Genomic DNA, 21,721 nt, shown 5'->3' with positions numbered 1-21,721 from the left:
AGACTTTCGGGATATCAGCGTATGAATAAAACCAGAATTGCAGTCTATCCGGGCACCTTTGACCCGATCACCATGGGGCACGAAGATATCGTGCGCCGGGCAGCCCACCTGTTTGATCAGGTGATAGTGGCGGTGGCAGGCAGTACCAGCAAGCAGACCCTGTTCAGCCTGCAGGAGCGCGTCGCATTGGCGCAATCGGTATTCGCCGGCGAGAATATCAAAGTCGTCGGTTTTGATGGCCTGCTGATGCAGTTCGTCCAGTCCCAGGGCGCACAGATGGTCATACGCGGATTGCGCGCTGCCAGCGATTTCGAGTACGAATTCCAGTTGGCAGGCATGAACCGCAAACTGTACCCAAAACTGGAAACCCTGTTTATGACACCTGCAGAAGAATACATGTTTATCTCCTCCAGTCTGGTGCGCGAGGTGGCGCGCCTGGGCGGTGATGTAAACCAGTTCGTGTCGCCCGGCGTTGAAACAGCCATCAAGCAAAAACTGATAAATTAAATGTCCCTGTTTATTACCGATGAATGCATTAATTGCGATGTGTGCGAGCCTGTGTGCCCTAACGAGGCTATTTCGCAAGGTGAAGAGATCTATGAGATCAACCCTGACCTGTGCACCGAATGCGTAGGCCATTTTGACAAACCGCAGTGCCAGCAGGTGTGCCCTATCAGCTGCATCCCGCTGGACCCGGACCGACAGGAAACTCAAGAGCAGTTGATGGACAAATACTTGCGCATTACCAGGGCGTAAGTACTCACGTTGTTATTCCATAAATAATTAAAGGGGTTAAGAGTCATGCGAATTTTACATACCATGTTGCGCGTTGGTGATTTACAACGGTCTATAGATTTTTATACCGGCGTGCTGGGCATGAAGCTGATACGTACCCAGGATTACCCGGATGGTGAATTCACACTGGCGTTTGTCGGTTATGGCAATGAGTACAACAATACCGTGCTCGAACTGACCTATAACTACGGCAAAGCCAGTTATGACATGGGTGCCGCCTATGGGCATATGGCGATCGAGGTAGACGATGCTTACCAGGCCTGTGAGCTGGTGAAAACCAAAGGCGGCAAAGTCATACGCGAAGCCGGGCCTATGAAACATGGCACCATAGTGATCGCTTTCATCGAAGACCCGGATGGTTATAAGATCGAATTCATCCAGAAGGGCAGCATAGAGTATCCCGAGCATGTCTAACCAGACGCAGTTGCTGGAGGCCGTGACGCTGGCACAGGCGGGTGACTGGGATGCGGCGCACAACATCGCGCAGGATTACAGTGACCACACGGCCAACTGGATACACGCGGTGCTGCACAAGGTTGAGGGTGATGTGTGGAACAGCAAGTACTGGTATGGCAGGACAGGTGGCCGCCAGTATGAGGATTATGCGGCCGATATCCCACGTGAGCTGGAAGCGATCAGGCAGGTACTGGTTTCCAGTGGCGATTGATCAGGGCTCTCCCTGGCCAGTCTGGCGTTAACTCTCCCCATCTGTGGCCTGATGGCTGGTGATGAAGATCCCCCACAGGGATTGCACGAGCAAGCCTATCACCGTGCCGGTAAAGAACAGTATCACCACGGCAAGCACGCACATCAGCAGTAAAAAGGCGTCCTGATGCCAGAGGCCTTGCGTGCCCAAGGCTTGCCAGTTTTGTAACACCTGCGCTATCAATCGATTCACATCCATCTGTTTACCACCTAGCTTATGCTGGCATCCGGCCACCCGGCCACCCGGCCACCGGGTCATCCAACTATAGTCTCGCTGGCTGCCAGCTGATCTTTCACGCCGCGCCTTCCCAGCGGATATCAGCGGGGCCAAATCGGTGCATGCTCGCCTTGAGTACGCATGCATGCAGTGCTATCAATTTTGCAAGCACATGATTTATATGTAAAAAATCATCATTCAAAGGTGGCCTGCTTGTTGCTAGTGTATCACTGAGCTAGGGGAGAAGACACCATGATAAAAAAACATGTGGCCAGTGACATGGTTTCGGCAGAGGCGCGGCTGTCTGACAATATTGAATTATTGGGCAGTTTGCTCGACCAGGCCATACAGGAAGTTGAAGGGCAGGCGGCTTTTGCGCAGATCGCGGCTATCCGCCAGGCAGCGACCAAATTCCATCAGACTCACGACCAGAGCGCCTCATTACAGCTGGAGCGATTGCTGGCAGCACTGACGCCAGCGCAAACAGTGTGTGTGGTGCGCGCCTTGAGTTACTACAAGCACCTGGTCAACCTGGCAGAGGATCTGTATGGCCAGCAGCTGGCGAACAGCCACGCGCATACGCCGGTCGCCGGCATGCTGGCGCATTCTATCTGCCAGTTGCGTGAGGATGGTGTCCCGGTGGAGGTGATACAGCAGTTTTTTGCTGATGCGCTGGTGTCGCCGGTGCTCACCGCACACCCGACAGAAGTGCAACGCAAAAGCGTGCTCGATATAGAACGCCGTATCGTCGAGTTGCTGGCCGCGCGCATGCACATGCATGCACAAGCGCAGCTGGCACGTAACAGCCTGTTGTTGCAGGGCGCTGTTTCCGCATTGTGGCAAACGCGTATGCTGCGTTTTTCCAAACTGACGGTGGTCAACGAGATTGAAAATGCACTGACCTATTACGACAGCACTTTTTTGCATGTGATCCCGGAGTTGCTACAGGATCTGGAGCGTGATCTGGAAACGCTGATGCCGACTGCGAGTGAATACCGCTTGCCGGCGTTTTTGCGTATGGGTAGCTGGATAGGCGGCGACCGCGATGGCAATCCGTTCGTAGATGGCTCTACCTTGCGTGAAGCCGTGCGCCTGCAGGCAGTGACGGTCTTGCGTTTTTACCTGGATGAACTGGCCGAACTCAAGCGCGAGCTGGGCGTCTCCACCCGACTGATCGCAGTAGACGAGGCGGTGATGGCGCTGGCCCAGGCCTCGCGTGATCAATCCGCACATCGCATGGATGAGCCCTACCGCCTGGCCCTGAATGGCGTACATGACCGTTTGCTGGTGACAGCCGAAAGCCTGGCAGCCGGCTGTGGCTGGCGCATAGACGATGATGTGCGTGCTTTGGCCTATGACAGCCCCGAGGCTTTATTGCTGCCGTTGCAGGCCATCGCCGACTCCCTGCGCAAACATCACGGGGCAGCGCTGGTCTATCCGCGCCTGGGCAAGTTGATCAAGGCGATAGAGTCGTTCGGTTTTCATCTGGCGACGGTGGATATCCGCCAGTCTTCAGATGTACATGAAGCGGTGATCACCGAGCTGCTGCAAAAAGCCGGCTATGAGTTTGATTATGCTGGATTCAATGAAGACGAAAAAATAGGCCTCTTGCTCGAAGAACTGAAACAGCCACGCTTGCTGTTCTCGCCTTTTCAGCAATACTCCGAGCTGGTGCACAAAGAGATAGGCGTGCTGGAAGCGGTGCGCGAAATGCGCGAGCGTTTTGGCTGCCATGCCGTGCGTCAATATATCATCTCGCATACCGAAACACTGTCTGACCTGCTGGAAGTCGCCTTGCTGCAACGCGAAGCTGGTTTGCTGCGCGGGGTGTGGGGGTCAGCCAATATCCAGCTGGATCTGAATATCGTGCCGCTGTTCGAGACCATCGCCGACCTGCGCGATGCGCCCATGATCATGGGCAAGTGGTTAAGCCTGCTGGGCATACGCCACGTGATCCGCAACCAGGGCAGCGAACAAGAAGTCATGCTGGGCTATTCAGACAGCAACAAGGACGGCGGTTTCCTGACCTCTAACTGGGAGTTATACAAAGCCGAAATCTCACTGGTAGAACTGTTCCAGCAGGCCAAAGTCAAGCTGCGCCTGTTCCATGGTCGTGGTGGCACGGTAGGGCGTGGCGGTGGCCCGACTTACCAGGCCATCATGGCGCAACCGCAAGGCACGGTGGATGGGCAGATCCGCCTGACCGAGCAAGGTGAGATCATTGCCAATAAATATGCCGACCCTGTCGTCGGGCGTCAGCATCTGGAAACCCTGATCGCCGCCACGCTGGATGCCAGCCTGTTTCCGGCCGACCAGCTGGAGCCGGCCAGGCGGCGTGCCTTTGAAAGCGTGATGGAGACCCTGTCTGCCACCGCCATGACCAGCTACCGCAGCCTGGTATATGAGACCCCGGGCTTTGCCGAATACTTTTTTAACACCACACCGATAGAGGAGATCGCCGGCCTGAACCTGGGCAGCCGTCCCGCCTCACGCAAATCCACCCGCCGTATCGAAGACTTGCGTGCCATCCCCTGGGGCTTCTCATGGGGGCAATGCCGGCTATTGTTGCCAGGCTGGTATGGGCTGGGCAGCGCGATAGATCAATACCTGCAGCAAGCCGGCAGCGCTAAAGAGACCCGCCTGGCATTGCTCAGGGAAATGCTGCTGGGCTGGCCTATCTTCAAGACCCTGATCAATAACGTAGATATGGTGCTGGCTAAAACCGACCTCATCGTGGCCAGGCATTACGCACACCTGTTGCCAGACCGCAGCCTGCGCGAAGAGATCTTCAGCCGCATAGAGCACGAGCACCAGTTGACCACTCAGGTGGTCAACCTGCTGTTAGGCAGCTCGCAACGACTGGCCAGCCAGCCGGTGCTGGCTAAATCCATACGCGACCGTTTGCCTTATCTGGACCCGCTCAATCATTTGCAAGTTGAAATGATACAACGCTACCGCAATGGCGAAACGGATGAAAAACTCAAATTGGCGATCCCGCTGACCATTAATGGCATTGCGGCCGGCTTAAGAAATACCGGCTAGCCGCATGGTGCTACCTGGCAAAACGATCTGAGGCACAGGTTGGAATCAGGGCATGAAACAACGCCACCCGGGCCAGGGCGACAGCTGCGTGATGGCTACAGAGCGCTTGCGCGTTTGGCGCCTCATGCGCTCAAACAAAGCTAACGGATGTGATGCAGTTGAGATATTATTTCTAAAGAGGAAACAGCAGTAAAGCTGACGCTAGTGCGGTGAGTAGTGAGCATCCTGCTTTTTATTTGCACTGCCGGCTAATAATATCCCTGGTGTACGCCTGGCAAAAATAACATCAAAATAAGAGGAAAAAAATGACACCACAACAATTGGTCGGCCTGATGAAGTCGCCACCGTCGCAGTTGCTATTCTGGGCTTATGGAAACTGATACAGGCAGGGCCGGCGTTGATATCGTATGTATTTAGGGTGAGTCTGAATACAGGTTCAAATTCACTGTTCATGACTTTAAACCCTGAGGGTAAGGCTGAGTTGCTGAGCATGCTGATCAGTGTGATCATTGCATTAGTGTTTATTTTCAAAGCGCATGCGATAGGCAGCTTTATCGCGCATCACAAAAAGAGCGAGAACCCATGAAAAATAGCCACTTAAAAAGTGGCTATTGATCAGAGCGCATCACTGCATCAATGATGGTTGTCTTTTTCCCAGGTATTGATCTGTTTTTCGGCTTCATCTTTAGTGATGCCATAACGTTCCTGGATCTTGCCCACAACCTGGTCGCGTTTGCCTTCAATCACGTCTAGGTCATCATTGGTCAGTTTGCCCCATTGCTCCTGTACTTTACCTTTAAGTTGTTTCCAGTTGCCCTCAAAAATATCTTTATTCATGATTAAGTCTCCTAGGTTTTAGAATTGTGTCTCGGTCAACGACCTGTGAGCTATAGTAGCCACAAGCTGCAGCCAGAGCAGTCGGACGATTTTGTATTTGTACGTAAGACTTGGCTGACAGCAGACTCTGGTATCGCGCTGATAGGGGCTAAGGTTGCGCATAAGGCGCTGGCGACTGATCAAATTGCGCTTTAAACCTGTTAACATGCGAGCATGAATAAAGCCTCTTTTTCTGCGTTTAAACACGCGCTGGCCCAACGGCTACCTTATGAATTGTGGATAGGCTGGCGCTATACACGCGCCAAGCGTAACAATCATTTTATTTCGTTTATTTCACTGACCAGTATGGTGGGTATCGCCCTGGGGGTGATGGCCCTGATCGTTGTCTTGTCCGTTATGAACGGTTTTCAGGATGAGCTGCGCAAACGTATTCTGGGCGTGGCTTCCCATATAGAGGTGCGCAGTTTTGATGCCGGCCTGTCTGACTGGCAGCATGTAGAGGGACAGATCAAATCCCTGCCGGCCAACACATTCTCCAGCCCGGTGCAAGGCATGGCGCCTTATGTGATGGCACAAGGCATGCTGACGCGCGACCAGGCGGTGCAGGGCGTGTTGATACGCGGTGTGCTGCCTGCTGCCGAAGGCGCAGTGTCTGATCTATCGACACAGATGAAGATAGGCAAGCTGCAGGATCTGCAAGCCGGCAAATTCAATATCGTGCTCGGTGGCGACCTGGCGCAGGCGCTGGGTGTGCGCATAGGCGAGAAAGTGGTGCTGATGGCGCCGCAGGGGCAGGTGACCCCGGCCGGGCTGGTGCCGCGTATCAAACAATTCACCGTGACTGGTATCTTTCAGGTCGGCATGTATGAATATGATGCCGGCTTGGCACTGATACACCTTGATGATGCGGCCAAGCTGTATCGCATGGGCGACCAGGTGTCTGGCTTGCGCCTGAAGCTGGCCGACCTGTTTGCCGCTGACCGCGTCAGCCGTGAATTGATGCAGGCGCTGGGGCCCAACTATTACATTACCGACTGGACCCAGCAGCATGCCAATTTCTTCAAGGCTATCCAGCTGGAAAAGCGCGTGATGTTCATCATCCTGGCTTTGATCGTGGCAGTGGCTGCCTTCAATATCGTATCTACGCTGGTGATGGCGGTGACTGACAAGCGTGCCGACATCGCCATTCTGCGCACCATGGGGGCGACGCCGCAGGCGATACGGCGCATGTTCGTGGTGCAGGGCGCCATGATAGGCGTGATAGGTACTTTTTCTGGCGCATTGCTGGGCGTGCTGCTGGCGCTGAATATAGAAACAGTGGTGCCCTGGATAGAGCATACTTTCAATGTGCAGTTCTTATCCAAAGACGTGTACTACATCAGTGACTTGCCTTCCAAGCTGATGTGGTCGGATGTGACGACCATTATCGGCCTATCCATTTTCCTGAGCCTGGTGGCCACGCTATACCCGAGTGGACGTGCTTCCAAAATGAATCCGGCGGAGGCCTTGCGTTATGAGTGATCTGATCTTGCAGTGCCAGGGGCTGGCTAAAACCTATCAGGGCCTGGATACCTCGGTATTGACCGGTATAGACCTGACCCTGGCAGCCGGTGAGCATATCGCCATCGTCGGCGCATCCGGTAGCGGTAAAAGCACACTGCTGCATCTGCTGGGCGGGCTGGATGCCCCTAGCCACGGCGAAGTGCAATGGTTAGGCAAACCGCTGGCGACGCTGTCCGAGGTTGAAAAAAGCGCCATGCGTAACCAGTACCTGGGCTTTGTTTACCAGTTTCATCATTTGCTGCCTGAATTCAGTGCGCTGGAAAATGTGGCCATGCCATTATTTATCCGCCGCATCCCGCGTGCGCAGGCGCTGGCGCAAGCGGAATACTATCTGACGCTGGTGGGCCTGGCCCATAGACTGGAACATACGCCGGGCGAGTTATCCGGGGGCGAGCGGCAACGTGCGGCACTGGCACGCGCGCTGGTGACCGAGCCACGCTGCGTGCTGGCCGATGAACCTACCGGCAACCTGGACCGGCAAACAGCCGAACATGTGTTCGAGCTGCTGTTAAAGATACAGGAAGAGCGTGGCACTGCGCTGGTGGTGGTGACACATGACCTGGCGCTGGCTGCACGCATGCACAAACAATATCGCCTGCAAGACGGCACACTGCAGGCGATCAGCCAGCCAGGCGAGCAGGTGCTTACCCCGGTGTAGATCACGCATGCTGCCGGGCGCCACCGTAGCATTGTTGTTTGGTGTTTGGCTGTTTCAGCAACAACCCCGTCTTTGGTCCTTGGCTGTCTGGTTGTGCTGGTTGCTGAGCTTGACCCTGGCCTGGCTGCTGGTTCACTGCACGGCTTCTGCCGGCGCGCGCTGGCATGCTTATTCAAGTTTATTCCGTAAACTGCTTGTTATTGTTCTGATCGCGGCACTCGGCTTTGCCTGGGCGCAACTGCGCGCCTGGCATCGCTTGCAGGCACAATTACCCGCCGCCTGCGAACAGCAGGTCATCCCGGTGCAGGGCGTGATCATCGGTGTGCCTGAGCGCGATGCGCGTGGCCAGCATGTGGACTTTGCCATAGAGCGCAGTTTCAGGGCAGACTGCCCGTTGCCGCCGCGCGTCAGATTACATCTTTACCAGCAATCGTATCGCGGTGCCGTGGCGTCGTCGCCAGCCTTGCCGCAATTGCAGGCAGGCGAGCGTTGGCAATGGCGTGTCAGGCTCAAGCGCCCACATGCGACCAGGAACCCGCACGGCTTTGATTATGCAGGCTGGTGCCTGGCGAACCAGATCGGTGCTGGCGGTTCTATCGTCAGCAAAGCGCCCATGCGCAGGTTGCAAAAACTGGTCTGGCAGCCATCCGCTTTAATCGCCTATAGTCGCGCCCGCGTGGGCGAGCGCATAGAAAAAGTGCTGGGTACTACGCCGCAGAGTGCGGTATTGAGGGCACTGGTGATAGGGGACGATAGCCAGATAGCGCGCGCGGACTGGCAATTGTTTGTCGATACCGGCGTCAATCATTTAGTCTCTATCTCCGGCTTGCATATCACCATGCTGGCGTCTTTAGGCTATATGTTTGTAGGCTGGCTATGGCGGCTGCGCCCGGACTGGGCTTTGCGTATCCCTTCCCGGTTGGCGGCAGGCAGCGGCGGAGCCCTGGTCGCCATCGCCTACGCCGCTCTGGCCGGATTCTCTATCCCCACTCAACGCACCTTGTTCATGCTGCTGACCATGATGACTATGCTGAGCTTAAAGCAGCGCGTACCTTTTGCCTGGGTATTGAGTGCGGCGGTGTGGGTGGTGCTGGTGCTGGACCCGTGGGCGGTGATGGCAGCAGGGTTCTGGTTATCGTTCGGCGCAGTGGCTATCCTGGCATTTGCGCTGGGCGGGCGTTTGCGACCCGCGCACTGGTGGCGCAATGCGCTGCAGACACAATGGGTAATCACGCTGGCCCTGGTGCCGCTGCTGATTCTGCTGTTTAACCAGCTTTCCCTGATCTCGCCGCTGGCCAATGGCCTGGCTATTCCGCTGGTCAGTCTGGCGGTGGTGCCACTGGCCATCGCCGGGGCCATTTTGCCACTGGACTTTTTACTGCAGCTGGCTGCCACCTTGTGGCAAGGGTGCGCGCATGGCCTGTACTGGTTGCGCCAGTGGCCGGGCGCAGTCTGGTATTTACCTACCCCCAGCCTGTGGGTGTGGTGCCTGGCGATGGCCGGCATGCTGGTCTGGTCGCTGCCGCGTGGCTGGCCATTACGCTGGGCCGCGCTGCTATTGTGCTTTCCCTTGTTATTGCCTGCGCCCATGTTGCTGCCTATACCTGCATTACTGCAAGCAGGACAGATGCGCGTCACGGTACTGGATATCGGTCAGGGCCTCAGTGTGCTGGTGCAGACCGCCCACCACACTATGCTGTATGACGCCGGGCCAGCTTACAACGCGCAAAGCGATGCCGGGCAGCGCATAGTGCTGCCTTATTTGCGCCATCTGGGCCTGCGTCAACTGGATATCGCGGTGATCTCGCATGATGACAACGACCACTCCGGCGGCATGGCTTCGGTGCTGGCGGGGGTGCCCGCCGCTCAATTGCTGAGTTCACTGACGCCAGAGGCTGATTTTTTCCGGCAGATGCGGGCGCTTGCAAACGCGCCGGCTCTGCCGCATCAGCCTTGCCACCAGGGCCAGCAATGGCAATGGGACGGCGTGACTTTTCGTGTGCTGTCTCCGGCAAAACAGCCACTGGCCGGGCTAAAGGACAATGACCAGAGCTGTGTGATCAAAGTGACATCGGCGCACGGCAGCTTGCTGTTGACCGGTGATATCGAGAAGCAAGCCGAACGCTGGCTGGTCGAGGCTTCCCCGGACCAGTTGGCGGCTAGCGTGATCACCATGCCACATCATGGCAGTAAAACCTCTTCTACGCCCGGCTTTGTGCAGGCCACGCGACCAGCCATCGCCATTGCCACCGTGGGTTATCTGAATCGCTTCGGACATCCCAAAGCCGAGGTGCTGTCGCGGTACCAGGCACAAGACACGCAGATACTGCGATCAGACCGCGATGGGGCTGTGGTGATGGATTTCCTGTCCGGGCAACAGCCACTGGTGAAGCGATGGCGCCAGGTCGAACCGCATTACTGGGAAATGTAACGCTGGCGATACCTGACAAAACTTGCCCTCAGGGCTGGTTAACGCTAAAGTAGCGGAAGTTTAAAAACAACTGGAGTGTTTGCTGTGTGGGAAATCATTTTAGCGGCCGGATGGCCAATCTGGCCTCTGGTTATTGCTTCCGTCATTGCGCTGGCAATTATTGTGGAGCGTTCCTGGGCCTTGCGCGCATCGGTTGTCACTCCTGATCAATTATTACCCGAAGTGCAAAACTGGCTCAAGCAAGGTGGCGTGACGCGCGAAACCCTGAGCCGGCTCGAAGCCCACTCCCTGTTAGGTAAAGTGTTTGCCAGCGCACTGGCCAATATCGGCAATTCGCGCGAGATCACCAAAGAAGCGATCGAAGAGACCGGCCGTGCAGTCGCCCACAAGCTTGAACAATACCTGCCTACCCTGGGCACCATCGCCACGGTCGCGCCATTGCTCGGTTTGCTGGGTACGGTGATAGGGATGGTGGAACTGTTTGGTTCATTCACCAATAGCGGCCACGATGTCGCCCAGTTCGCCCGTGGTATTTCAGTCGCACTCTACAACACGGCCGCCGGTATCGTGGTGGCGGTGCCAGCCATGATCGCCTATAGATATTTCCGCAGCAAAGTGGATGGCTTTCTGGTGGATATGGAGCAGCAGGCGATCAAGCTGGTCGAGATCATTCACGGCGACCGTAATTAGGTCTCAACTAGGTCGCAATTAAGGTTTAAGGCAAACTATGAATTTCAAGCGTGGTGTTCGCGACGAAGAGTTGGAGATCAACTTTATTCCACTGATCGATGTGTTGCTGGTGATCATTATTTTCCTGATCGTCAGTGCCACTTTTTCACGGACCAGCGAACTGCAGATCAATTTGCCGACTGCAGATGCCAGTTCGCCACAGGAAAAACCATTGACCATCACCGTTGAAGTGGATGCCAATGGCCGTTACCTGGTGAATGGCAAAGAAGCCAATGGCGCAGTGGTGTCCGAATTGTCCAGCGCTCTGGCGCAGGCCGGCGCCAAGGGGCCAGCGGGTAAAGAGCCTACCATTATCATCAATGCAGATGCCAAGGCTACGCATCAGTCTGTGATCAATATTATGGAAGCATCACGCCTGGCGAATTACACCCATATCACTTTCGCCACCCAGGTGAATGCTAACTAGCCGAGTTCAGGTCTATTGTGTCGCCTGAACCATGTGCTCTGCTATGTTGGTGCCCAGGTATTTTGTGACAAACCCCGTTAACAGGCCCGTCATTTTGGCGGGCTATTTGTTTAGGAAACATAAGCCCAGTGTCAACGCGTGATCAGTGGCGGGGCGCACGTAACATCGTGAGCTGCCGCCAGATCACCAGCCCCGCATAAAGCGGCCTGTACGCAGATAAACACTGGTTCTGTGTTTCCTTAATCGTTTTCCCGAGAAGTGGCATGGCCCGCAAACAGAGATCTGAGCAGAATAAAATCGTTAATCCCGGCAAGCTGTATAAACGGCTGATCGCCTATGCCTGGGAATACAAGATGCATTTCCTGGTGTCCATGATCGCCACTGCCATCCTGTCCTCCAGCAATACCGCCTTCCTCGCCCTGATCAAAGAGATCACGGATGAGGGCTTTGTCAAACAATCCTCGCAACAGAAATTCGGGCTGCCGTTACTGCTGTTCGGCTTGATGACGGTGCGCGCGCTGGCCGGTTTCTTTTCTTCTTACAGTTTGCGTATCGTTGCCCGCCGGGTGGTGGAAAAACTGCGTAACCAGGTGTTCTCCAAGCTGCTGATGCTGCCGGTGAGTTTTTTTGATGCCAACTCCAATGGCTTGCTGGTTTCCAAACTGACCTATGACATCGAGCGCCTTTCCAATGTGGTGACCCGCTCGGCCTTGAATGTGTTGCGCGATGTGCTGACGGTGATAGGTCTGGTGGCATACATGATTTACCTGGACTGGAAACTGACGCTGGTTTTTGCGGCAGTGGCGCCTATCATGGGCATGTACCTGGCCAGGTCTACGCCCAAATTGCGCGCCAATGCCAAAAAGGTGCAGGAGGCGGTAGGCGAGATCACCAAAACCGCTGAAGAAGCGATCTCAGCGCAGCGTATCGTCAAGATATTTGGTGCGCAGGCGTTTGAGAATGAGCGTTTTGCCAATGTGGTGGCCAAGAACCGCACGCTAGAGTTGCGCACCGCCAGGATCTCTGGCCTGAATAGTTTTGTGATCGAGATCCTTTCGGCGCTGGCCTTGGGGCTGGTGGTGTATTACGCCCTGGGTCAGTTCACAGTCGGCGAGTTTGCGGCTTTTATAGGCGCCTTGCTGATGCTGATCGCACCTATCAAACATATCACTGCCGCCAATGAAGACGTGCAAGTCGGGCTGGCGGCTGCGCAAAGTGTGTTTGAGCTGATGGACCTGGACAATGAGCACGAGAGTGGCAGCTACCGTCTGGAACATGCACGCGGCGAGCTGGCTTTTAAAGCGGTGACCGTGCGTTACCCGCAGGCCAAGAGCAGTGCTTTAAGCCAGCTGAGTTTTGAAGTCAGTGCCGGCGAGAAAGTCGCACTGGTAGGCCGTTCAGGCAGTGGTAAAACCACGCTGGTGAATCTATTGCCGCGCTTTTATGAAGTACAGGAAGGCGCAGTATTACTGGATGGCGTCAATGTGCGTGACTACCAGCTGGAAAGCCTGCGCGCGCAGTTTTCACTGGTGAGCCAGGATATCGTGCTGTTTAACGATACGCTGTTCAACAATATTGCTTATGGTGCCTTGCGCAATGCCAGCGAAGCCGAGGTGATAGACGCCGCCAAAGCCGCCAATGCCTGGGAGTTTATCCAGCAGATGCCTCTGGGCTTGCAAAGCGAGATAGGCGACCGTGGTGTGCGCTTGTCCGGCGGCCAGCGGCAACGCATTGCGATCGCGCGTGCCATTCTCAAGAATGCACCGATATTGCTGCTGGATGAAGCGACTTCTGCTCTGGATAGCGAATCTGAACTGCATGTGCAGAACGCCCTGGACAGGCTGATGCAAAACCGCACCACCATAGTGATCGCACACCGCCTGAGCACGGTGGAGAACGCCGACCGCATACTGGTGATGGATCACGGCAAGATCATAGAGAGCGGCTCGCACAAAGAATTGCTGGCGCTCAATGGCTATTACAACAAGCTGTATCACAAAGAGTTTCAAGACGACTGATGTGGCAGTCATGGTTTGAGCGGCAATGGCAATACCAAGGGTGGGCGCAATGCCTGCTTTTGCCATTAGCCTGGCTGTTTGCAAGCCTGGCGGCCTTACGTCGCACGCTGTATCGCTGCCGGGTGTTAGCCAGCAGCCGCTTGCCGGTGCCGGTGATCGTGGTCGGCAATATTTCAGTCGGTGGCGTCGGTAAAACGCCGCTGGTGATCCATCTGGCCCAGGCATTGCGTGCGGCCGGTTATTCTCCAGGTATTTTAAGTCGTGGCTATGGCGGCAGTCAGACTGGTGCAGTCAGCCCGGACAGTGCGCCTGCGCTGTATGGCGATGAGCCGGTGCTGATCGCGCAACGCAGTGGCAGCCCGGTGTGGGTACATGCATCTCGCGCAGTCGCTGGCCACGCTTTGTTACAGGCGTATCCTGAAACCGATGTATTGATTTGCGATGATGGCTTGCAGCATTATGCCTTGCAGCGGGATATTGAAATCGCGGTGGTCAGCCGCCCGCATGGTCTGGGCAATGGTCGTTTGCTACCCGCCGGGCCATTGCGTGAGCCTTTAAGCCGCCTGCAAACGGTGGACCTGCTGGTTGAGAGCGGGCAACTGGTGGAAAGCGGGCAACTGCCAGCAGCTGACAGCCAGGTGCTTGTAGCTGATATACAGGTCCCAGCCTTTCAGCAGTGTTTGCAGCTGGGGCAGTGGACCTCGCTGTCTGATTTTTCCAGCCACATCGGCGTCGCAGCGTTACAGACGAGGCCATTACTGGCGATCGCCGGCATCGGTCATCCGCAACGCTTTTTCCAGACCCTGCAGGCCCAGGGGCTGGACTGTGAAACAAAAGTATTTGCCGATCACCATGCTTACACGCAGGCGGATTTTATGGACTGGTCTGCTAAAACCATACTGATGACCGAGAAAGATGCCGTAAAATGCAGGCATCTGGCTTTAAGCGATGCCTGGTTTTTACCAGTGAGTGCCGAGTTAAAACCGCTAGTGCATAGGCAAATATTCGCAGATTGCGTGATCAGTCTGCTAAAACAACGCGAAGGAAATAGGAAATGAATCCCAAGTTACTGGAAATCCTGGTGTGCCCGGTCACCAAAGGGCCGCTGGTATATGACAAACAAAAACAGGAACTGATCTCGAGATCGGCCCGCCTGGCTTATCCGGTGCGCGACGGCATTCCCGTCATGCTGGAAGATGAAGCGCGCCGGCTGGAAGAACACGAGTACAGCGAGTAGGGCAGGCGCATATGTTCAAAGTCGTGATCCCTGCCCGTTTCGCCAGCAGCCGCCTGCCAGGCAAGCCGCTGCTGGATATCGCCGGTAAGCCCATGGTGATTCAGGTGGCGGTGCAGGCCGGCAAGAGCCAGGCGAGCGAAGTGGTGATCGCCACTGACCATGCGCCTATCCTGCAGGTGGCCGCGCAATACGGCTATGCCTCGGTCATGACGCGTGAGGACCACCCCTCAGGCACAGACCGCATTGCCGAAGTGGTGCACAGCATGGGCTGGCCAGATGAAACCATAGTGGTCAATGTGCAGGGCGACGAGCCTTTGATAGACCCGGTATTGATCAATGAAGTCGCGCAGGCTTTGCGCAAAGATAGCCAGGCCGTCATGGCGACGGCCTGTCATCCTATCCATGAGCTGGAGATGTTTGAAAACCCCAATGTGGTCAAAGTCGTGCTCAACGCCAGCGGGCAGGCGCTGTATTTCAGTCGTGCGCCTATCCCGTATCCACGCGATGCCGAGCATAAAGACCGCCTGGTCGCGCACCGGCACATAGGCATTTATGCTTATCGCGTCGGTTTTCTCAAGCGTTATGCCAGCCTGCCGGTGACCAGTCTGGAACAGATAGAGAGCCTGGAGCAGCTGCGTGTGCTGTACCACGGCTACCAGATCGCCGTCACCGTGACAGACCATGCCCCCGCCACCGGCGTGGATACATCCGCCGACCTGGCAGCAGTGCGCGAGATCTTCTCCCGCACAGCATGATGCAGCCGCTTGCTTAAGCCCGCATGCTTAAGCCGCAGAAAATAAAAAAGCCTCATGAAAATGAGGCTTTTTTTGCAGCTGCGCTAGTGTTGATTAGCGGTTTTTCTGGCGGCGCACAGCGATGGTGCCCATCAAGCCCAGGCCGAACAGCATCATGCCGTAAGTTTCTGGTTCTGGCACAGCAGTGGTCACTGCTGAGATCGCGTAGCTACCAGTGTAGTGGCCGCCACCCGCCAGGTTGAACTGCAAAGTGTAATTACCGGCAGCCAGATTTGAGAAATTGAATGTCCACACGGTTGGGTCGATGTCAGTCAGTGAGATAACAGGTGACCAGGTGTATGTATCGCCTTTATCGCTGATCAGGTTGCCTTCCAGATACAGGCCGGAGTTTTTGTCCTGTATCCATGTCAGCCATGAGGTCGGGTCTACCTCGCCAGACAGGTCAAAACTACCTGCAGTGTAGGAGATGCTGATCTTTGTGGTGTTTGCGTTGCCGTTACCTGGCTTGTCATAGCCATCAAAGTAAGTGGTGGTGGCAAAAGCGGAAGAGCTGGCTAACAGCAAAGCGGCGGCAAGTAAATTTTTCATCATATGTGTCCCTGATTAACGTGGTTTATTGGATTTGTTAATGTGGCAATCATAATGATGCGGACTATGAAAGGAAATAGCCCGTTCAGGCCCTACAGGCTCCCTGGGGGGCGAACAGGAAAGTCAGGTGCGAAAAATAAAATACACCGCGCCCAGTATGCACAAGCCTGCCCACAGGTAATCCCATTTCAGTGGCTGTTGCATATAGAAGATGGCAAACGGCACAAAGATGACCAGTGTGATCACTTCCTGCAGTATCTTGAGTTGTGCCAGGTTGAACTGGGTGTAACCTATGCGGTTGGCGGGTACCTGAAACAGGTATTCGATCAGTGCGATACCCCAGCTGATCAGTGCCGCAATGATCCAGGGTTTGCTGCTGAGATTTTTAAGGTGACCATACCAGGCAAACAGCATGAACAGGTTGGAGATGCTGAGTAATGCAATGGTTTTAAGCAGTGTAAAACTCATTGGTCTTCCTGGTGGTGTGAGAAGAATGGCAACCCGGTGTGCAAGTTGCCATAGCGGACATGCGGATCAATACTAGACCCAAATAGTGAACCCGAATAACGAGCCTTAGATGGCTGCTTCGCCAGTCTCGCCGGTTCTGATACGGATCACTTGCTCGACTGAGGTGACAAAGATCTTGCCATCACCGATCTTGCCGGTGTGTGCTGCCTTGATAATGGCTTCGATCGCGTTATCCAGCATGTTTTCTGCCAGCACCACTTCTACTTTGATCTTGGGTAAAAAGTCCACCACGTATTCTGCACCACGGTAAAGCTCGGTATGGCCTTTCTGGCGACCAAAGCCTTTGACTTCTGTCACGGTGAGTCCGTTGACACCAATCGCTGACAAGGCCTCGCGTACTTCATCGAGTTTGAATGGTTTAATGACGGCTTCAAGTTTTTTCATATGTGCTCCGTGGTTAACTTTTAAAACATTCTACGCAACCACTGCTGTTAATTCAAATGCCGCAGCGGCCAAATAGGCAAAGGTGTTCAAAATGTCAGCTGACAGGTGATAGGGTAGCGGCGGTCTTTACCAAAGCCACGTTCGGTGATGCGCACACCCACTGCCGCCTGTCTGCGTTTGTATTCGTTACGGTCTATCAGCCGGGTGACGCGCTCAACGTCTGCGCGGCTAAAGCCCTTTTGTATGATGCTTTCTATACCCAGGTCTTTTTCCACATAGGCTTCCATGATGGCATCGAGTATCTCATAGGCGGGCAGGCTGTCCTGGTCGGTCTGGTCTGCGCGCAATTCGGCACTGGGCGGGCGGGTGATGATACGCTGCGGGATCACCTGGCCCAGGCTGTTGCGGTAGTTTGCCAGCTTGTACACCAGCGTTTTAGGCACATCCTTGATCAGGGCAAAACCGCCTGCCATATCGCCGTACAGCGTGCTGTAACCGACAGCAGTCTCTGATTTGTTGCCGGTGGTGATGACCAGGTGGCCAAATTTATTACTGATGGCCATCAGCAACATGCCACGGATACGCGCCTGCAGGTTTTCTTCTGTGGTATCAAATGCCTTGCCGCTGAACTCATCAGCCAGGGTTGCGCAAAAGCCGTTAAACAAGGGTTTGATCGGTAATACACTGTATTCGACATCCAGCAGCCTGGCCATGTCGGCGGCGTCCTGAATGCTGATATCGGCGGTGAATTCTGATGGCATCATCACCGCTTTCACGCGCTCTTTGCCCAGGGCATCGACGGCGATAGCCAGGGTCAGGGCCGAATCTATGCCGCCGGACAGACCCAGTACCACACTGGGGAAGCGGTTTTTATTCACGTAATCTTTCAGGCCCAGCTGCAAGGCCTGGTAGACAGTCGCCTCCAGCGATGGGTGCACGCAGGTGGCCGCGGGCACTGGTTGTTGCTGTGCCAGCGTCAAATAGCCCAGGCAGTCCTCAAACATGGGCAATTCCTGCGTCAGTTCGCCCTGACTGTTCATGGCGAATGAGCCGCCATCAAACACCAGTTCATCTTGCCCGCCCACCATATTGGCATAGATGACAGGCAGGCCGGTCTCGCGGATGCGCTCACGCAGCACCTGGTAACGCGTCTGCTGCTTGTTTAGATGGTAGGGAGAGGCATTGATCACCAGCAGCACCTGGGCATTGGCCTGCAAGGCCTGCAGCGCAGGTGCGGGTTCCCAGATGTCGGCACAGATCAGCACGCCGTAGCGGGTGCCTTGCCATTCAAACACCAGCGGTAGATCGCCAGCGACAAAATAACGTTCTTCATCAAACACGTTATAGTTGGGCAGGTGGTGTTTATGATAAGTCGCCTGGATACGGCCTGAGTGTATCAGCGTAGCGGCGTTATAGCGTTTGCCGGCGATTTCATGCGGGTGACCGACCAGCACAGCCAGGTCAGCTGGCAGCTGCTGTTGCAGCCAGATTAATGCGCGCTGGTTGGCTGCGTAAAAATCTTGCCTGAACAGTAGATCTTCGGGTGGGTAGCCGCACAGCGAGAGCTCGGGTGTCAGCAACAGGCGGGCGCCTGCCTGATAGGCCTGGTTGGCCAGTTCCAGTATGCGTTCGGCATTTTTCTGCATGGCACCGACCATGCTGTTCATTTGGGCAATGGCGAGTTTCATGCGGCAGTCATTCAGTATTTACCACCCGCGGCTTTGATCAGTTCGACCATGGCCGGGTTTTGCGCCTTGAGTGCATAAACATAAGCCGTCAGGCCATACTGGTCACGGGTTTTAACATCCGCGCCGTGTTTGATCAGCAGGTCTGCCATGTCCGGGGAGTTGTTGCTGACCGCCAGATGCAACAGCGGTGTGCCTTCGCTATCCTCATGGTCTATATCCGCCTTGCGTTCCAGCAGGGCGGTGGCCACTTCTTTCTGGTCTTTTTTCACGGCCCAGGTCAGGGCTGTCCATTCATGTTCGTCTTCTTCATCTATCTTCGCACCATGCTCCAGCAAGGTGGTCACCGCAGGTGTAAAGCCTTCTCTGGCTGCGATCATCAGGGCGGTGGTGCCCAGTTTGTCTTTCAGGTTAGGGTCGGCGCCATTTTTGAGGATAGCGGTGATGGTAGGCACGTTGCCACTTTTGGCTGCATACATCAGCACCGTTTTGCCATCGCTGGCGCGTACATTGGCGTCAAAACCTTTGGCAATGATCAGGCCGACGATCTCGCTATAGCCGGAAGTGGCAGCCAGGCCCAGCGCACTCCAGCCATCCGGGTCACGTACTTTGACATCGCTACCTTTATCCAGCAGCACTTTAACGGCGTCGAGGTTGTTCTTCTTGGCGGCGAACATCAGCGCCGTCCAGCCACCCTGGTCTTTGGCATTGATGTCGGCACCGCTTTCGAGCAGGGCGCGTATGACTTCTGCCTGGTTTTTGCGCGCGGCATACATCAGCGGCGTGATTTTTTCGCCATCGGTCACATTCGGGTTGGCACCGCTTTTCAGCAGGGCTTTTACCGTGGTGATATCGCCTTTGGAGGAGGCGATCAGCAGGTAAGAGATATCTGCGCCGCCGTCAGCACTGGCTTTCTCGGTGGCCGCGGCTTCAGGCGCTGCTTTGTTTTTGTGCTTGCTTGCCGCCTGCGCATTCAGGCATAGCCCCAGCAACAAAGCAGCACATAGCCACAGGCCAGAACAGGATGTTGTACTGGGGATACGCTTCATGCTGTCTCCTAACAATTTATTTTGCAGCACGCTGGATGGCTGCCAGTACTGCCTCACCCAGACCGGCTGGCGAATCGGCAACGACACAGCCTGCAGATTCCAGGGCGGCGATCTTGTCTTCGGCGCGGCCGGAGCCGCCGGAGATGATGGCACCGGCATGGCCCATGCGCTTGCCTTTAGGCGCGGTCAAGCCGGCAATGTAGGCAGCCACTGGTTTGGTGACATGGTGTTTGATAAAGTCGGCCGCCGCTTCCTCATCGCTGCCGCCGATCTCGCCGACCATGATGATGGCTTCAGTTTCAGGGTCGTTCTGGAACAGTTCCAGGCAATCAATGAAGTTAAGGCCTTTGATCGGGTCACCACCTATGCCGACACAGGTGGTTTGACCCAGGCCCAGCGCAGAGGTTTGATGCACGGCTTCATAGGTCAGCGTGCCAGAACGGGAAACCACACCGACTTTGCCACGTTTGTGTATGAAGCCAGGCATGATGCCTATCTTGCATTCGTCCGGCGTGATGACACCGGGGCAGTTGGGGCCTATCAGCCTGGTGCCATTGGCGCGCAGGGCGGCTTTCACGTTCAGCATATCCAGTACCGGGATACCTTCAGTGATACAAACGATGAGCTCTATGCCGGCATCGGCCGCTTCCAGGATAGAGTCGGCGGCAAATGGCGGCGGTACGTAAATCACGCTGGCATTGGCCTGGGTCTCTTGCACGGCGACACGCATGGTGTTGAACACCGGCAGCTGCAAATGCTGCTGGCCGCCTTTGCCTGGTGTCACGCCACCGACCATGTGCGTGCCATAAGCCAGCGCCTGTTCGGAGTGGAAAGTACCCTGTTTGCCGGTAAAGCCCTGGCACAATACTCTGGTATTTTTATTGACTAGGATAGACATGACTACACACCTTCGCTCACTGCTTTAACGGCCTGTTTGGCCCCGTCGGTCAGGCCATCTGCCGAAATGATATTCAAGCCGCTTTCACGCAGCATCTGTTTGCCCAGTTCCACATTGGTGCCTTCCAGGCGCACGATCACCGGGATAGTCATGCCGACTTCTTTCACCGCGGTGATGATGCCGGTGGCGATGATGTCGCAACGCATGATGCCGCCAAAAATATTGACCAGGATGGCTTTCACGTTCTGGTCGGCCAGAATGATCTTGAATGCCTTGGTCACGGTCTCCGCTGTCGCACCACCACCGACATCGAGGAAATTGGCCGGCATGCCGCCATGCAGTTTGATCAGGTCCATGGTCGCCATGGCCAGGCCGGCACCATTGACCATACAGCCGATATTGCCGTTGAGGGCGATGTAATTCAGGCCACTGTGGTGCGCTTCGGCTTCCTTGTCGTCGTCCTGCGACCAGTCGCGGATCTCGGCAAACGGTTTTTGCCGGTACAGCGCGTTATCATCCACCGTCATCTTGCAGTCCAGTGCCACCAGTTTTCCTTCAGTGGTGACCACCAGCGGGTTGATCTCGAGCAAAGATAAATCATTATCCTTGAACAGTTTGTACAAGCCTTTAGCCAGCTTGCTGAACGCCGCGATCTGCTCGCCACTCAAGCCCAGGCCAAAGGCCAGGTTGCGGGCCTGGTAATCCACCAGGCCATTCAGCGGGTCACAGACTTCCTGCAGGATCTGGTCCGGCTGCGTGGCCGCGATCTCTTCGATATCCATACCGCCTGCGCTGGAGGCGACCATGACCACGCGTTCCAGGCTGCGGTCTACCAGCATGGAAAGATACAGTTCACGCGCGATAGGCAAGGTTTGCTCTACCAGCACCTGGTGCACAGGCTGGCCGTCAGGCGCATTCTGGTAAGTCACCAGATGTTTGCCCAGCAGGCCGCCCGCCACTGTCTGTGCTTCTAGCGCCGATCTCACCACCTTGACGCCACCGGCCTTGCCACGGCCGCCGGCATGCACTTGCGCCTTGACCACCCAGGCTTCACCGCCCAGTTCTTTGGTGGCGGCTGCAGCGGCTTCTTCGGATTGGACAACCAGACCGGCTGGGGTGACTAAACCGTACTTTTGCAGTAATTGTTTAGCCTGATATTCGTGCAGATTCATGAA

At 55.5% G+C, this 21,721-nt stretch carries 25 protein-coding genes; 15 read left to right on the top strand and 10 right to left on the bottom strand.

All coding sequences use genetic code 11. From position 1 onward, the window contains the following. Nucleotides 1–21 precede the first annotated feature (21 nt). Genes coaD through ACT6RZ_RS06420 form a run of 4 tightly spaced genes read left to right on the top strand, consistent with a single transcriptional unit; the run spans nt 22 to nt 1,462 of the window. Nucleotides 22–507, top strand: coding sequence for a pantetheine-phosphate adenylyltransferase (coaD, locus tag ACT6RZ_RS06435; RefSeq protein WP_444701317.1), 486 nt, complete (start codon nt 22–24; stop codon nt 505–507). Continuing rightward, the gene (locus ACT6RZ_RS06430) at nt 508–756 is read left to right on the top strand and encodes a YfhL family 4Fe-4S dicluster ferredoxin (RefSeq protein ID WP_379056572.1); all 249 of its coding nucleotides are present in this window, start codon (nt 508–510) and stop codon (nt 754–756) included. Nucleotides 757–801: 45 nt separating this feature from the next. After that, complete coding sequence (gene gloA, locus ACT6RZ_RS06425) at nt 802–1,209, top strand: lactoylglutathione lyase (protein ID WP_444701316.1); 408 nt, start codon at nt 802–804, stop codon at nt 1,207–1,209. After that, nucleotides 1,202–1,462, top strand: coding sequence for a hypothetical protein (locus ACT6RZ_RS06420; RefSeq protein ID WP_444701315.1), 261 nt, complete (start codon nt 1,202–1,204; stop codon nt 1,460–1,462). Before gloA ends, ACT6RZ_RS06420 begins: the two co-directional genes overlap by 8 nt. A 27-nt stretch (nt 1,463–1,489) precedes the next feature. On the opposite strand, the gene ACT6RZ_RS06415 is transcribed toward ACT6RZ_RS06420, so the two are convergent. Beyond that, a complete protein-coding gene (locus ACT6RZ_RS06415; protein ID WP_444701314.1) occupies nt 1,490–1,759 on the bottom strand; it encodes a hypothetical protein in 270 nt (89 codons plus the stop codon). Nucleotides 1,760–1,969: 210 nt separating this feature from the next. Between ACT6RZ_RS06415 and ppc the strand changes: the two genes are divergently transcribed. Continuing rightward, nucleotides 1,970–4,759 (top strand): phosphoenolpyruvate carboxylase, encoded by a 2,790-nt coding sequence (ppc, locus tag ACT6RZ_RS06410; RefSeq protein ID WP_444701313.1) that lies wholly within the window; start codon nt 1,970–1,972, stop codon nt 4,757–4,759. A 201-nt stretch (nt 4,760–4,960) separates the two neighbouring features. Here the strand turns inward: ppc and ACT6RZ_RS06405 are convergent, their stop codons facing one another. After that, nucleotides 4,961–5,212, bottom strand: a complete 252-nt coding sequence (locus ACT6RZ_RS06405) for a hypothetical protein (protein WP_444701312.1) — start codon at nt 5,210–5,212, stop codon at nt 4,961–4,963. On the opposite strand from ACT6RZ_RS06405, the gene ACT6RZ_RS06400 reads away from it, so the two are divergent. After that, complete coding sequence (locus ACT6RZ_RS06400; protein WP_444701311.1) at nt 5,211–5,345, top strand: hypothetical protein; 135 nt, start codon at nt 5,211–5,213, stop codon at nt 5,343–5,345. The genes ACT6RZ_RS06405 and ACT6RZ_RS06400 overlap by 2 nt on opposite strands. Nucleotides 5,346–5,392: 47 nt before the next feature. Here the strand turns inward: ACT6RZ_RS06400 and ACT6RZ_RS06395 are convergent, their stop codons facing one another. Beyond that, on the bottom strand, nt 5,393–5,596 hold the full coding sequence (locus tag ACT6RZ_RS06395; RefSeq protein WP_444701310.1) for a CsbD family protein: 204 nt from the start codon (nt 5,594–5,596) through the stop codon (nt 5,393–5,395). A gap of 213 nt (nt 5,597–5,809) precedes the next feature. Here ACT6RZ_RS06395 and ACT6RZ_RS06390 point away from each other — a divergent pair, with 213 nt between their 5' ends. The 9 genes from ACT6RZ_RS06390 (at nt 5,810) to kdsB (ending at nt 15,414) form a co-directional block, all read left to right on the top strand. Further along, complete coding sequence (locus ACT6RZ_RS06390) at nt 5,810–7,117, top strand: lipoprotein-releasing ABC transporter permease subunit (RefSeq protein WP_379056565.1); 1,308 nt, start codon at nt 5,810–5,812, stop codon at nt 7,115–7,117. Next, nucleotides 7,110–7,817, top strand: a complete 708-nt coding sequence (locus ACT6RZ_RS06385) for an ABC transporter ATP-binding protein (RefSeq protein ID WP_444701309.1) — start codon at nt 7,110–7,112, stop codon at nt 7,815–7,817. The genes ACT6RZ_RS06390 and ACT6RZ_RS06385 overlap by 8 nt, the downstream gene beginning before the upstream one ends. A 100-nt stretch (nt 7,818–7,917) precedes the next feature. Beyond that, the gene (locus ACT6RZ_RS06380; protein WP_444701308.1) at nt 7,918–10,248 is read left to right on the top strand and encodes a DNA internalization-related competence protein ComEC/Rec2; all 2,331 of its coding nucleotides are present in this window, start codon (nt 7,918–7,920) and stop codon (nt 10,246–10,248) included. Between the two features lie 84 nt (nt 10,249–10,332). Further along, nucleotides 10,333–10,938 (top strand): MotA/TolQ/ExbB proton channel family protein, encoded by a 606-nt coding sequence (locus tag ACT6RZ_RS06375; RefSeq protein ID WP_379056561.1) that lies wholly within the window; start codon nt 10,333–10,335, stop codon nt 10,936–10,938. 37 nt (nt 10,939–10,975) lie between these two features. Further along, nucleotides 10,976–11,404, top strand: coding sequence for an ExbD/TolR family protein (locus tag ACT6RZ_RS06370; RefSeq protein WP_444701307.1), 429 nt, complete (start codon nt 10,976–10,978; stop codon nt 11,402–11,404). 263 nt (nt 11,405–11,667) lie between these two features. Beyond that, nucleotides 11,668–13,422, top strand: a complete 1,755-nt coding sequence (msbA, locus tag ACT6RZ_RS06365) for a lipid A export permease/ATP-binding protein MsbA (RefSeq protein WP_444701306.1) — start codon at nt 11,668–11,670, stop codon at nt 13,420–13,422. Beyond that, nucleotides 13,422–14,480 carry a tetraacyldisaccharide 4'-kinase gene (gene lpxK, locus ACT6RZ_RS06360; protein ID WP_444701305.1) on the top strand — a complete coding sequence of 353 codons (1,059 nt, stop codon included), beginning with the start codon at nt 13,422–13,424 and terminating at the stop codon, nt 14,478–14,480. Before msbA ends, lpxK begins: the two co-directional genes overlap by 1 nt. After that, a complete protein-coding gene (locus ACT6RZ_RS06355) occupies nt 14,477–14,659 on the top strand; it encodes a Trm112 family protein (RefSeq protein WP_444701304.1) in 183 nt (60 codons plus the stop codon). Before lpxK ends, ACT6RZ_RS06355 begins: the two co-directional genes overlap by 4 nt. Before the next feature lie 11 nt (nt 14,660–14,670). Then, on the top strand, nt 14,671–15,414 hold the full coding sequence (gene kdsB, locus ACT6RZ_RS06350) for a 3-deoxy-manno-octulosonate cytidylyltransferase (RefSeq protein ID WP_444701303.1): 744 nt from the start codon (nt 14,671–14,673) through the stop codon (nt 15,412–15,414). Nucleotides 15,415–15,507: 93 nt separating this feature from the next. Here the strand turns inward: kdsB and ACT6RZ_RS06345 are convergent, their stop codons facing one another. The 7 genes from ACT6RZ_RS06345 to sucC all read right to left on the bottom strand — a co-directional run bounded on the left by ACT6RZ_RS06345 (nt 15,508) and on the right by sucC (nt 21,718). Continuing rightward, nucleotides 15,508–16,005, bottom strand: a complete 498-nt coding sequence (locus ACT6RZ_RS06345) for an FxDxF family PEP-CTERM protein (RefSeq protein WP_444701302.1) — start codon at nt 16,003–16,005, stop codon at nt 15,508–15,510. A 120-nt stretch (nt 16,006–16,125) separates the two neighbouring features. Beyond that, nucleotides 16,126–16,470 (bottom strand): DMT family protein, encoded by a 345-nt coding sequence (locus ACT6RZ_RS06340; RefSeq protein WP_444701300.1) that lies wholly within the window; start codon nt 16,468–16,470, stop codon nt 16,126–16,128. A gap of 105 nt (nt 16,471–16,575) precedes the next feature. Further along, a complete protein-coding gene (locus tag ACT6RZ_RS06335; protein WP_325242023.1) occupies nt 16,576–16,914 on the bottom strand; it encodes a P-II family nitrogen regulator in 339 nt (112 codons plus the stop codon). A gap of 86 nt (nt 16,915–17,000) precedes the next feature. Then, on the bottom strand, nt 17,001–18,602 hold the full coding sequence (locus ACT6RZ_RS06330; RefSeq protein WP_444701299.1) for an NAD+ synthase: 1,602 nt from the start codon (nt 18,600–18,602) through the stop codon (nt 17,001–17,003). An 11-nt stretch (nt 18,603–18,613) separates the two neighbouring features. Next, entirely contained in the window at nt 18,614–19,648 is a 1,035-nt protein-coding gene (locus tag ACT6RZ_RS06325; RefSeq protein WP_444701298.1) for an ankyrin repeat domain-containing protein, read from the bottom strand. Nucleotides 19,649–19,664: 16 nt separating this feature from the next. Continuing rightward, nucleotides 19,665–20,546 (bottom strand): succinate--CoA ligase subunit alpha, encoded by an 882-nt coding sequence (sucD, locus tag ACT6RZ_RS06320; RefSeq protein WP_444701297.1) that lies wholly within the window; start codon nt 20,544–20,546, stop codon nt 19,665–19,667. A 2-nt stretch (nt 20,547–20,548) separates the two neighbouring features. Further along, nucleotides 20,549–21,718, bottom strand: coding sequence for an ADP-forming succinate--CoA ligase subunit beta (gene sucC, locus ACT6RZ_RS06315; protein ID WP_444701296.1), 1,170 nt, complete (start codon nt 21,716–21,718; stop codon nt 20,549–20,551). Nucleotides 21,719–21,721 lie beyond the last annotated feature (3 nt).

Source organism: Methylophilus sp. (genome assembly GCF_052437885.1).
Taxonomy (GTDB): domain Bacteria; phylum Pseudomonadota; class Gammaproteobacteria; order Burkholderiales; family Methylophilaceae; genus Methylophilus.
This window is presented reverse-complemented; position numbering and strand designations above follow the sequence as displayed.

Bases quoted from the DNA above. Each gene is read 5' to 3' on its own strand.
- ACT6RZ_RS06345 (WP_444701302.1), bottom strand. From the start codon at position 16,005: ATGATGAAAAATTTACTTGCCGCCGCTTTGCTGTTAGCCAGCTCTTCC.
- coaD (WP_444701317.1), top strand. From the start codon at position 22: ATGAATAAAACCAGAATTGCAGTCTATCCGGGCACCTTTGACCCGATC.
- ACT6RZ_RS06330 (WP_444701299.1), bottom strand. From the start codon at position 18,602: ATGAAACTCGCCATTGCCCAAATGAACAGCATGGTCGGTGCCATGCAG.
- ACT6RZ_RS06395 (WP_444701310.1), bottom strand. From the start codon at position 5,596: ATGAATAAAGATATTTTTGAGGGCAACTGGAAACAACTTAAAGGTAAA.
- ACT6RZ_RS06370 (WP_444701307.1), top strand. From the start codon at position 10,976: ATGAATTTCAAGCGTGGTGTTCGCGACGAAGAGTTGGAGATCAACTTT.
- ACT6RZ_RS06430 (WP_379056572.1), top strand. From the start codon at position 508: ATGTCCCTGTTTATTACCGATGAATGCATTAATTGCGATGTGTGCGAG.
- sucD (WP_444701297.1), bottom strand. From the start codon at position 20,546: ATGTCTATCCTAGTCAATAAAAATACCAGAGTATTGTGCCAGGGCTTT.
- ACT6RZ_RS06335 (WP_325242023.1), bottom strand. From the start codon at position 16,914: ATGAAAAAACTTGAAGCCGTCATTAAACCATTCAAACTCGATGAAGTA.
- lpxK (WP_444701305.1), top strand. From the start codon at position 13,422: ATGTGGCAGTCATGGTTTGAGCGGCAATGGCAATACCAAGGGTGGGCG.
- kdsB (WP_444701303.1), top strand. From the start codon at position 14,671: ATGTTCAAAGTCGTGATCCCTGCCCGTTTCGCCAGCAGCCGCCTGCCA.
- ACT6RZ_RS06415 (WP_444701314.1), bottom strand. From the start codon at position 1,759: ATGACCCGGTGGCCGGGTGGCCGGGTGGCCGGATGCCAGCATAAGCTA.
- ACT6RZ_RS06390 (WP_379056565.1), top strand. From the start codon at position 5,810: ATGAATAAAGCCTCTTTTTCTGCGTTTAAACACGCGCTGGCCCAACGG.
- ACT6RZ_RS06385 (WP_444701309.1), top strand. From the start codon at position 7,110: ATGAGTGATCTGATCTTGCAGTGCCAGGGGCTGGCTAAAACCTATCAG.
- ACT6RZ_RS06325 (WP_444701298.1), bottom strand. From the start codon at position 19,648: ATGAAGCGTATCCCCAGTACAACATCCTGTTCTGGCCTGTGGCTATGT.
- ACT6RZ_RS06405 (WP_444701312.1), bottom strand. From the start codon at position 5,212: ATGAACAGTGAATTTGAACCTGTATTCAGACTCACCCTAAATACATAC.
- sucC (WP_444701296.1), bottom strand. From the start codon at position 21,718: ATGAATCTGCACGAATATCAGGCTAAACAATTACTGCAAAAGTACGGT.
- ppc (WP_444701313.1), top strand. From the start codon at position 1,970: ATGATAAAAAAACATGTGGCCAGTGACATGGTTTCGGCAGAGGCGCGG.
- msbA (WP_444701306.1), top strand. From the start codon at position 11,668: ATGGCCCGCAAACAGAGATCTGAGCAGAATAAAATCGTTAATCCCGGC.
- ACT6RZ_RS06340 (WP_444701300.1), bottom strand. From the start codon at position 16,470: ATGAGTTTTACACTGCTTAAAACCATTGCATTACTCAGCATCTCCAAC.
- ACT6RZ_RS06355 (WP_444701304.1), top strand. From the start codon at position 14,477: ATGAATCCCAAGTTACTGGAAATCCTGGTGTGCCCGGTCACCAAAGGG.
- ACT6RZ_RS06420 (WP_444701315.1), top strand. From the start codon at position 1,202: ATGTCTAACCAGACGCAGTTGCTGGAGGCCGTGACGCTGGCACAGGCG.
- gloA (WP_444701316.1), top strand. From the start codon at position 802: ATGCGAATTTTACATACCATGTTGCGCGTTGGTGATTTACAACGGTCT.
- ACT6RZ_RS06400 (WP_444701311.1), top strand. From the start codon at position 5,211: ATGACTTTAAACCCTGAGGGTAAGGCTGAGTTGCTGAGCATGCTGATC.